Here is a 10175-nt window from a genome sequence, read left to right as displayed (position 1 = left end):
CAGTCTCACCTTTTTTATTGAGAATCACTATTTATTTGTACCGATTCGTCGGCTTGAAACATATTTCCATTCCCATAACCAGACTCTTTACCTGGCAATACTAGGTTTAAAATGACTCCAATAATAGCGGATAATGCCATACCAGCAACTTGGACATCGACACCTGCAACGTCAACCTGTACAACAACTCCTCCAATACCAATTACTAGAATGACGGAAGAAACAATTAAATTTCGTTTGTTACCTAAATCTACTTGATTATCTATTAGCATTCTTAAACCATTGGATGCTATAATCCCGAACAATAGGATAGAAACGCCTCCCATTACTGCAGCTGGAATAGAAGCGATCGTAGCTGTAATTGGACCGATAAATCCAAAACAAATAGCCAGTACAGCCGCTCCTCCAATAACGAACACACTAAACACTCTTGTTATTGCTAATACACCAATGTTTTCGCCATAGGTAGTGTTTGGTGGTCCACCCAGACAAGAAGCAATAACTGTTGCTACTCCATCTCCAAGAATCGAACGATGTAATCCTGGTTTTTTAATAAAATTACGTCCTACAACTTTAGAAAGTACCATCTGATCACCAATGTGTTCAGCTATTGTAACAATCGCAACAGGCACCATAATTAATGCAATTTCCCAACTAATCACTTCTGCTGGTGAATAATGAACAAATGGAACAATGAATTCCGGCGCTTGGAAAAATGCTACGATAGCTCCTCCAATCGAGCCTGCAGTAACAATCCCATTCCAGGAGGATTGAATTCCAGAAGTGTCAACAACACCTAGGAACAGCGCAAATACATAACCAAAAACGATACCAATTAAGACAGGAATTAAACCAAAAAACCCTTTAAAGAAAATCGAAGCTAGTATTGTAATTGCCAGTGTGAATAATGCTACTGTTAAATGAGTACCACTATATTCGCCATCTACATTCATCGCCATGTCGACAGCAACCGGTGCAAGACCCAAACCGATAACGATAATAACCGGGCCTACAACAATTGGAGGTAAAATTCTCATTAACCAACTAAGACCAAAAACCGAAATTAATAATGCTAATAAACCATAAACTAAACCTGCTAAAAAACTACCCATCATCGCACCTGCAGCACCACTAGCAGCTGTTGCAGCAGTGACAGGGGCAATAAACGCAAAACTCGAACCTAAATATGCTGGAACATTTCCTTTTGTAATCATTAAATAGGCGAGCGTACCAAGACCACTGGATACCAGTGCAACCGCAGGAGAAAGATCTGTTAAAAAAGGAACTAAAATCGTTGCTCCAAACATTGCGAATAGATGCTGAATACTTAATATAAACCACCGTGGAACCTTAGGTACCTCATTTACGTCCATTACCATATCTTTATCTGCCATTCGTATTTCCTCCTCTATCTATATCTGTTCCATTGTCTGTTTTTGTTGAATAAAAAAACCTCCTTGCAAGGCTGCAAAGAGGTAGTCGTGTAGTTGACACACGAATCCTAAAGCAACCTTGTAAGCCTCACGGGACTTATTTAAAGGTTTTGTATTTATTTTTCATATATACTTACTTGATCGTTACTATCCGTTTCCCCTAGTTCAACAACGATCACTTCGTCTTGTGAAGTAGGAATGTTTTTACCAATGTAATCCGCACGAATTGGTAACTCACGGTGACCACGATCTACTAAAACGGCTAGTTGAATCTGAGATGGTCTACCTTGATCAATCAATGCGTCCATGGCAGCCCTAACTGTTCTTCCTGTAAATAAAACGTCATCTACTAGAATAATATTTTTTCCTGAAATTTGCTCGTTAAGTTTCGCTTCTTGAAGCGTTGGTTCGGTATTAGTGTTAGCATGCTTTAAATCATCCCGATAAAGTGTGATATCTAATTCCCCAATTGGGATCTCTACACCTTCTATATGTGCTATTTTATCTCTTAAACGATTAGCCAAAGGTAGCCCTCTTGTTTTTATACCAACAAGCATTAGACCTTCCACACCTTTATTTTTTTCTAATATTTCATGGGCAATTCTAGTCAATGCTCGATTTATAGCAGAGGTATCTAATACAGTTGCTTTTTTCTTCATTATTTTGCTCCTCTCTGTGAAAGGTAGAGTCTTGTTGAACACATTATCGTTAATCCAATAAAAAAGAACCCTTTTCTCGCAAGGAAAAAAGGGTTCTTTAGATACACGTATCCTAATGTATTCTATCCGACTCCTTTTCAGCCTCACGGGACTGTTTTAAAGGTTCTATTAAATTCTATCTTAAATTATTACAAACAATTGACGAATTGTCAACTCATCTTCTCCAAATCTTTTAATAAAGTTTGAAAATCTTTAGGTGCTTCCACTTGAAATTCGAGCCATTCTTTTGACTTAGGGTGTTCAAATCCAAGAACTGCTGCATGCAATGCTTGGCCATTTATATCCATTGTTTTTCTTGGCCCATATTTAGGATCACCGACTAATGGATAACCGATATATTGCATATGTACACGAATTTGGTGAGTTCGTCCCGTTTCTAATACACATTTGACATATGTATAGTTTCCAAAGCGTTGTAAAACTTCAAAATGGGTAACAGCATCCCTTCCACCATCGACAACTGCCATTTTTTGTCTATCTTTTGGGTCTCTTCCAAGTGGAGCATCTATTGTACCATATTCATGAGCAATATCACCATGTACAATCGCTTCATAAGACCGCATTACGGTTTTATCTTTTAATTGATTCACAAGAGACTCGTGAGCAACATCATTTTTTGCAACCATTAATAAGCCACTTGTATCCATATCAATTCGATGAACAATTCCAGGTCGAATAACTCCATTAATACCTGACAGATCATTACAATGATACAGTAACGCATTAACAAGGGTTCCATTATAATGTCCGGGTGATGGATGAACAACCATTCCCTTTGGCTTATTAACGACTAACACATCTTCATCCTCATAAATGATATCAATAGGAATATTTTCTGGAACAACATCCAATTCTTCCGCTTCTGGTATATCCCAACTAATGTCATCATCTATTTGGCACTTGTAGTTACTTTTTATGGCCTCTCCATTTACTCTAACAAAATTATCTTTTATCCAAGATTGAACTTGAGATCTTGAAGCCTCTGTATTTAATGTGGTTAATAATTTATCGATTCGTAAACCTTTTTCTTCTGGTTGAACCTTATGGTTAAAGGATGTCATGCAGGCATACTTCCTTTCTTATTCTTCTCATCGACAAAGGTTGCTATTAACATTAAGATAACACCAACAACGAGAGCAGAGTCAGCGATATTAAAAATAGGGTAATCATATGTTCCAATATAAACATTAAAAAAGTCGACTACTTCTTTACGAAAAATACGGTCAATAAAATTACCAATTGCACCACCGAGAATAAATGCTAATGACCAACCCATTAATTTATTATCTTTCGCAAACTTATGGATATAGTATATGACAACAATAATGACAACCGTTGTCACTATGTAGAAAAAAAACATTTGACCCGCTAAAATCCCCCATGCTGCACCGGTGTTCCGATGTGACGTTAGGTAAAATACGTTTTCTATAACCGTAATGCTTTCACCTAACTCCATATTTGCTACTACCCACCACTTTGAAAGTTGATCTATTAAAATGATGACAATTGCAATGAAATAATATAAACCAATCATTCATTGTTCCCCCGTTCCATAGTCTTTCTACATTCTATAGCATTTTATCATAAAAACAATTGAAAAAGAAAATCCTTCCATAAGAAGTTCTAAATAAGAGTTGAAAACCGTCGAAACAAAGAAACAACCCTCCCCATCACAAGACTGTATGACTGTATCATACGATTACCTATCATATATACCCCTTAAAGGATATTATATCCCCATATTTAAATCCATGTAAAAACGCTAGGAATTGTTTTGAAAAACAACGTCCTAGCGTTTACTAATTATTAAGCTAATTCTGAATAGTGCTCTTTCACAATGTCAGCACAGCGAGAGCATAACTCTGGATATTCATTATCTGTACCAACAGTGTCAGAAGCTACCCAACAACGTTCACATCTATCACCCGTATGTTTTTCAACATGGACTTTTACATGATCATATTCCTTAGCTTCTGAATGGTTATCTTCTACGTTAGCTTCTGAAACAATAAACAATTGATGTAACTGTTCAATATTCTCAAGTAATACTTTCGTTTCATTATTGTTTGGAACGATAGAAATCCTTGCCTCTAAAGACTTCCCGATTACTTTTTCAGCACGCGCTTCTTCTAACGCCTTTAAGACATCATCTCTAATCTCCATAAAATTATCCCATTTTGCTTTTAACTGCTCTTTGTCCTTTACATCCTTTGGATCAGGTAAATCTGTTAGCTGAACACTAGATTCCTCAACACCAGGAATGTAACTCCAAATCTCCTCCGTTGTATGGACTAAAATTGGAGCCAATAACTTAACTAAAGACGTAACAATTTCATGATAAACCGTTTGAATGCTTCTACGTCTATTTTTATCCGCCGCTTCAATATATAAAATATCTTTTGCAAAATCTAAATAGAAAGCACTTAAATCAATCGAACAGAAATTATGCACGTTATGATAAATCGTGGAAAACTCATAGTTATCATAAGCATCTCGAACCTTTTTGGTAAGCTCTTGTAGACGAAGTAGCATATATCGGTCAACTTCATGTAGGTTCTGTTCTTGCACAGCATGCTTGTTAGGATCAAAATCATGTAGATTTCCTAGCATGAATCGGAACGTATTTCTGATTTTACGATAGCCTTCAGAAACTTGTTTAATAATATCATCAGAGATTCTAACATCTGCTTGATAGTCCACAGAGGCTACCCATAAGCGTAAAATATCAGCACCATATTGTTTCATAATTTTTGCAGGGACAACAACATTACCAACTGATTTACTCATTTTACGACCTTGCCCATCTAACGCAAATCCATGACTAATGATTGCTTCATATGGAGCCTTTCCAGTTACAGCAACAGAAGTAGAAAGTGATGAATTAAACCATCCGCGGTATTGATCTGATCCTTCTAAATAAACATCCGCTGGTCGTTTCAATTCAGGACGTTCTTCTAAGACTCCCTCGTGAGAAGAGCCGGAATCGAACCATACATCCATAATGTCTGTTTCTTTTGTAAATGTACCATTCGGGCTATGCTCGGATGTAAAGCCTTCTGGAAGTAAATCCTTGGCATCCCACTCAAACCAAATATTTGAACCGTGCTCACGGAATAAGTTAGATACATGTGTAATTGTTTCGTCAGTAATAATCGGAGTTCTATCCTCACCGTAAAATACCGGAATCGGAACCCCCCAAGTACGCTGTCGAGAAATACACCAATCCTCACGATCTCGGACCATATTATACAGTCTTGTTTCTCCCCAATTTGGGAACCACTTAATCCGCTTAATTTCTTTTAAGATATCTTCTCTAAAATCTTTTATGGAAGCAAACCATTGATTTGTTGCTCGAAAAATAGTTGGCTTTTTTGTTCTCCAGTCGTGTGGATACGAATGGGTAATAAAGTTTAGCTTTAATAATGCTCCTACCTCTTCCAGCTTTTGTGTGATTTCCTTATTAGCAGCATCGTAAAACAACCCTTCAAACCCAGGTGCTTCATCCGTAAAATAACCCTTTTCATCTACTGGACAAAGTACGTCTAGCCCATATTCTTTACCAACAAAAAAGTCATCTTCCCCATGACCCGGTGCTGTATGAACTAAACCAGTACCACTTTCCGTTGTGACATGTTCACCAAGAATTACTAATGAATCTCGATCATAGAAAGGGTGCGTGGCAACGATGTGCTCAGCTTCTTTCCCTTTAAACGATTGAACAGTCTCTGGATTTTCCCATTCTAATGCGTCACTAACAGTATTCAACATTTCATGGGCAATAATAAATTTGTCATCTCCAACCTTAACTACTGCATATTCTAAATCAGGATGTAAAGCAATAGCCAGGTTGGCAGGAATAGTCCATGGAGTCGTTGTCCAAATGATAAATTTCTCATCACCATTAAGAAGACCTTTGCCATCTTTCACATCAAAACCTACATAAATCGACGGCGATCGTTTATCTTGATATTCGATTTCTGCTTCCGCTAAAGCAGATTCGGACGATGGAGACCAGTAAACTGGTTTAAGCCCTTTATAAATGTATCCCTTTTTAGCCATCTCCCCAAACACTTTGATTTGAGCAGCTTCATAGTCTTTCGTTAACGTAATATATGGATTGTCCCAATCTCCACGAACCCCTAATTGCTTGAATTGTGTTCGTTGATTATCTACCTGTTGAAGGGCATAGTCGGCACACTTTTGTCTGAATTCTGCTACAGACATTTTTTTACGATTTACTTTTTTCTTTGCCAAAGCTTGCTCAATTGGCAGTCCATGAGTGTCCCATCCTGGAACATAAGGAGCATTATAGCCTGCCATTGATTTATAGCGTACAATAAAATCCTTTAAGATTTTGTTTAATGCATGACCCATATGCAAATCTCCATTAGCATATGGAGGTCCATCATGTAATACGAACAACGGTCTACCTTCTGTTCTTTTTTGAACTTGACCGTAAATGTCTACATCATCCCAATTTTCTTGAATTTTTGGCTCTTTGTTTGGTAAATTCCCACGCATTGGAAATTCTGTTTTTGGCATTAACAATGTTTGTTTAAAATCCATTTCCATTTTCCTCCTTACGTTTCTTTTATAGCAATGAAAGTTAAGAAATGTTGCGAGCAAACAAAAAAGCCCTTATCATCCCAAAGGGACGAGAAGGACTCGCGGTACCACCCTTAATAGATAAATGATGAAGCATAATTACCATCATTTTATCCACTCGAAATTCGTAACGTGAATAAACCGTCCATCTCTACTCAGATAACTGTAATCTCCTCATCGTACCGATTAGCAAGATACCGAAGTACCCCCACATTTCCCGGGCACAATCCAGTCACTTGACAGGTACTATTCGTTACACTATCTTTTCGAATGGATACTTAAGGGTGATTTTCTAAAAGTACACTGGTTAGGCTTTCACCACCCCTAACTCGCTTCACAGTGGGCTTACTTTTATACTTTCCCTCGCATTGTATTTTGAAAATCATTCCATTGTGTCATCACATAATCATAGACTTATGTTAATGAATTATATGTAATAATTGTTTAAACGTCAAGGTCTAATAATTATTCTCAAAAGTCTTCTTCTCTATACCTTCATCTTGTCTATCGTCTACTTCCGTTTCAAATAAGCCATCCCAGTCATCATTTTCGATTAAATCAAGCTGTGCTTCAACAAGCATTTTCAAGCGGGTTCGAAACACTTTAGCCTGTTTCTTTAGTTCCTCTACCTCAATAGAAATACGTCTTGACTTTTGTAATGCTTCATTGATAATGCGATCTGCATTTTTCTCTGCTTCTTTTATAATTAGTTTTGATTCTTTCGTAGCATTACCTTTAACCTCTTCTGCTGTTTCTTGAGCAATCAAAATAGACTTATTCAATGTTTCTTCGATATTTGAAAAGTGACCGAGCTTTTCACTTAACTGTTCCACTTTTTCTTTTAGTTCTTTTTTTTCTCTAATAACTAATTCATAATCTTTTATTACTTGGTCCAAAAATTCATTAACCTCATCTTCATCATAACCACGAAAACCTCTTGTAAACTCTTTGTTATGAATATCTAGCGGTGTTAATGGCACAATGGCCACCTCCTTACATAATTCTTTCCCAGTATTCAAAATTTCGACATTTTTAAGGGATTTCCTGCAAATTATTTTATTTATTTTAATTTTTCAATCGTTATTTTCCACTTTTCCTTTTTAGATAGGCCGTGAATATCCGTAATTTTACTTCTGCCTTTTCCACGGAGTGATAACAGGTCATCCTGCTCCAAAACAAAAGATGGGTTTTGGATCGTTTCAAAATTTACTTTTACCCAGCCTTTTTCTATATATGCTGAAGCATTTTGCCTTGATATATGGTAAATTTCTTTTAACACTGCATCTAAACGGAGCGATGATACAGTAACAAGATGTGCGTCCCATTCTTCATTCTTCTCTACAATATTAGTAATCGGTCTTTCTTCAAAAGTTACAGATGCTCGTTTTATTTCCGTTAAATTAACTTTAATATACATATCGATATCTGAGGCGACCACAATTTGAATGAACCCATCTCGAACGATAAGCTCACCAAGCTTCTTTCTTTTTATCCCCAATGATAAAAACGCCCCTAACACATCTCGATGCTCTAATGTGATAAATTTCGATGGATACTTCGCTTCTAATAAAGTAATTTCATAATCTTCATCTGAAATCTCCTCATAATAGGGTGCAAGAATAGCCCTTTTTCTTTCAGCATTTTTTGCACCACCGAAAAATCCTAATTGATAATCCGTACTTTTGCCGATAATTGTTGAAAAAATTTTTTGTTCACGAGGGTTTAAAAAATCACTTAATTTAGACTGAAAACTTCGTTCAACCTGCTCCCTCCATGAAAGGACTTGATCAATAAAGGGATGTTCTTCTTTTCGGAAATGCTGGTATAAGTCCACGACAATCACCTATGAATATAAAATTTTAACACAAAAGTTCTCTCTAACCTATTTCTTACACTTGAAACTGTCCACTTGAAACTTTGACAGCAGATTCAAATAAAACTTGGCTTAAGCCAAGTTTTACCTACATCATCATTAAATTAGAAAAAAAGGTACCCCTGTAAAATACGCAACCCACTTGTAGCAAACTGTAAAACTAAAATTGCTACGATTGGAGAAATGTCAATCATTCCTAATGGTGGAATGATTTTGCGAAATGGTTCTAAATAAGGCTCGCATATCCTACCCAAGAAACTCCCAATCGAAGACTCTCTTGCACCAGGAAACCAAGATAGTAAAATATAAATAATCAAGGCAAAACTATAAATTTCGATTGCAGTGTAAAGCAAATTAAATAACTGTGACATCAATCTACCATCCTCTTTCTATTTCTTCTTCCTCTAGCATTTCTGTTATCGTACCTGAAACATCAACGTTTTCAGGCGTACAAAGAAACGTTTGTGGTCCTAGCTTCTGAATTCCGCCCGAAACTGCATAAACAGTCCCACTTAAAAAATCTATGATGCGTTTTGCTTGAATATGTTCGACTCGCTGTAAATTAACTACAACAGATCGCCGATTAACAAGGTGATCAGCGATATCTTGTGCTTCATTGTAAGAACGTGGTTCACATAAAACAACTTTAGCGCTGTTTGTTACAGATTTCAGGCTAACCACATTCTCACTTCTACTACTTCTCGATAATGGTTGAGGCTCGTCCACATTCTCTTCCACATAATCATAATCATCATCAACAGTAAAGAACGTTTTTATTTTACTTTTAATACTCATTGTATTCACCTCATTTTAGTTAGAACTACCAACAAGCTTTGACCCGATCCGAATATGTGTAGCACCTTCTTCAATCGCAATCGAATAGTCATTGCTCATTCCCATTGATAGATAAGGACAAGGTGCATGTGCAAACTGTTTATCTCTTATTTCGTCTCGTAATAATCTTAAATCTTTAAATGTTGAGCGGATGACTGCTTCATCGTTAATAAATGGCGCCATTGTCATTAATCCAACAACTTTTATATTCTCATATTTACTTAATTCTTCAATAAATGTATGTACTTTATCTGGGTGAATTCCATGCTTAGATTCTTCTCCACTAACATTAATCTGAACAAAACAAGAAACTGGTTCATCAGCACGTTTATTTATTTCCTTTGCAAGAGACAAGCGGTCTAATGAATGGATAAAATCTACTTCAGATATCAGTTCCTTCACTTTTCTAGACTGTAAGGATCCAATAAAATGCCATGTAGCTAAGGAGTCTAATGCATGGTATTTTTCTTTAAAACCTTCCAATCTGTTTTCCCCAAGATTAGTAACACCAGCTTCAATTGCCTCTTTTGCTCGTTCAATTGTAACATATTTCGTAACCGCAATGACGGTTATTTCATCTGGGTTTCGGCCAGCTCTTTTACAGGCTTGATTAATATTAGCACGTATCCCTTCGAAATTGGCTTGTACATTCATGAGTTTGTCTCCTTTCTCTAGAAGATGTTAAAAATCATTCATGGAAGCAAGAAGCTT

10 protein-coding genes and 1 other annotated feature are annotated in these 10175 nt (G+C 36.6%); all 10 genes read right to left on the bottom strand.

All coding sequences use genetic code 11. The features are described 5' to 3' along the window. Positions 1–14 precede the first annotated feature (14 nt). Positions 15–1394: a solute carrier family 23 protein gene (locus tag JOC48_RS10985; RefSeq protein WP_204499635.1), complete on the bottom strand. Its 1380-nt coding sequence runs from the start codon at positions 1392–1394 to the stop codon at positions 15–17. Between the two features lie 155 nt (positions 1395–1549). After that, the gene (gene pyrR, locus JOC48_RS10980) at positions 1550–2092 is read right to left on the bottom strand and encodes a bifunctional pyr operon transcriptional regulator/uracil phosphoribosyltransferase PyrR (RefSeq protein ID WP_204499633.1); all 543 of its coding nucleotides are present in this window, start codon (positions 2090–2092) and stop codon (positions 1550–1552) included. 209 nt (positions 2093–2301) lie between these two features. Beyond that, on the bottom strand, positions 2302–3213 hold the full coding sequence (locus JOC48_RS10975) for an RluA family pseudouridine synthase (protein WP_204499631.1): 912 nt from the start codon (positions 3211–3213) through the stop codon (positions 2302–2304). Further along, complete coding sequence (gene lspA / locus JOC48_RS10970) at positions 3210–3686, bottom strand: signal peptidase II (RefSeq protein ID WP_204499629.1); 477 nt, start codon at positions 3684–3686, stop codon at positions 3210–3212. The genes JOC48_RS10975 and lspA overlap by 4 nt, the downstream gene beginning before the upstream one ends. Before the next feature lie 272 nt (positions 3687–3958). Beyond that, a complete protein-coding gene (gene ileS / locus JOC48_RS10965; RefSeq protein WP_204499627.1) occupies positions 3959–6718 on the bottom strand; it encodes an isoleucine--tRNA ligase in 2760 nt (919 codons plus the stop codon). A gap of 81 nt (positions 6719–6799) precedes the next feature. Beyond that, positions 6800–7135 (bottom strand) — a binding site (T-box leader). Between the two features lie 80 nt (positions 7136–7215). Further along, positions 7216–7737 carry a DivIVA domain-containing protein gene (locus JOC48_RS10960; protein ID WP_204499625.1) on the bottom strand — a complete coding sequence of 174 codons (522 nt, stop codon included), beginning with the start codon at positions 7735–7737 and terminating at the stop codon, positions 7216–7218. An 80-nt stretch (positions 7738–7817) separates the two neighbouring features. Next, positions 7818–8591 (bottom strand): YlmH/Sll1252 family protein, encoded by a 774-nt coding sequence (locus JOC48_RS10955; protein ID WP_204499624.1) that lies wholly within the window; start codon positions 8589–8591, stop codon positions 7818–7820. Between the two features lie 143 nt (positions 8592–8734). Further along, a complete protein-coding gene (locus JOC48_RS10950; RefSeq protein WP_204499623.1) occupies positions 8735–9001 on the bottom strand; it encodes a YggT family protein in 267 nt (88 codons plus the stop codon). A gap of 4 nt (positions 9002–9005) precedes the next feature. Then, on the bottom strand, positions 9006–9425 hold the full coding sequence (locus JOC48_RS10945; RefSeq protein WP_204499622.1) for a cell division protein SepF: 420 nt from the start codon (positions 9423–9425) through the stop codon (positions 9006–9008). Positions 9426–9440: 15 nt separating this feature from the next. Beyond that, positions 9441–10118, bottom strand: coding sequence for a YggS family pyridoxal phosphate-dependent enzyme (locus JOC48_RS10940; RefSeq protein ID WP_204499621.1), 678 nt, complete (start codon positions 10116–10118; stop codon positions 9441–9443). Positions 10119–10175 lie beyond the last annotated feature (57 nt).

Source organism: Aquibacillus albus, assembly GCF_016908325.1.
GTDB lineage: Bacteria > Bacillota > Bacilli > Bacillales > Amphibacillaceae > Aquibacillus_A > Aquibacillus_A albus.
Note: the sequence above shows the minus strand (reverse complement) of the source record. Positions and strands in the feature narration are given on the sequence as shown.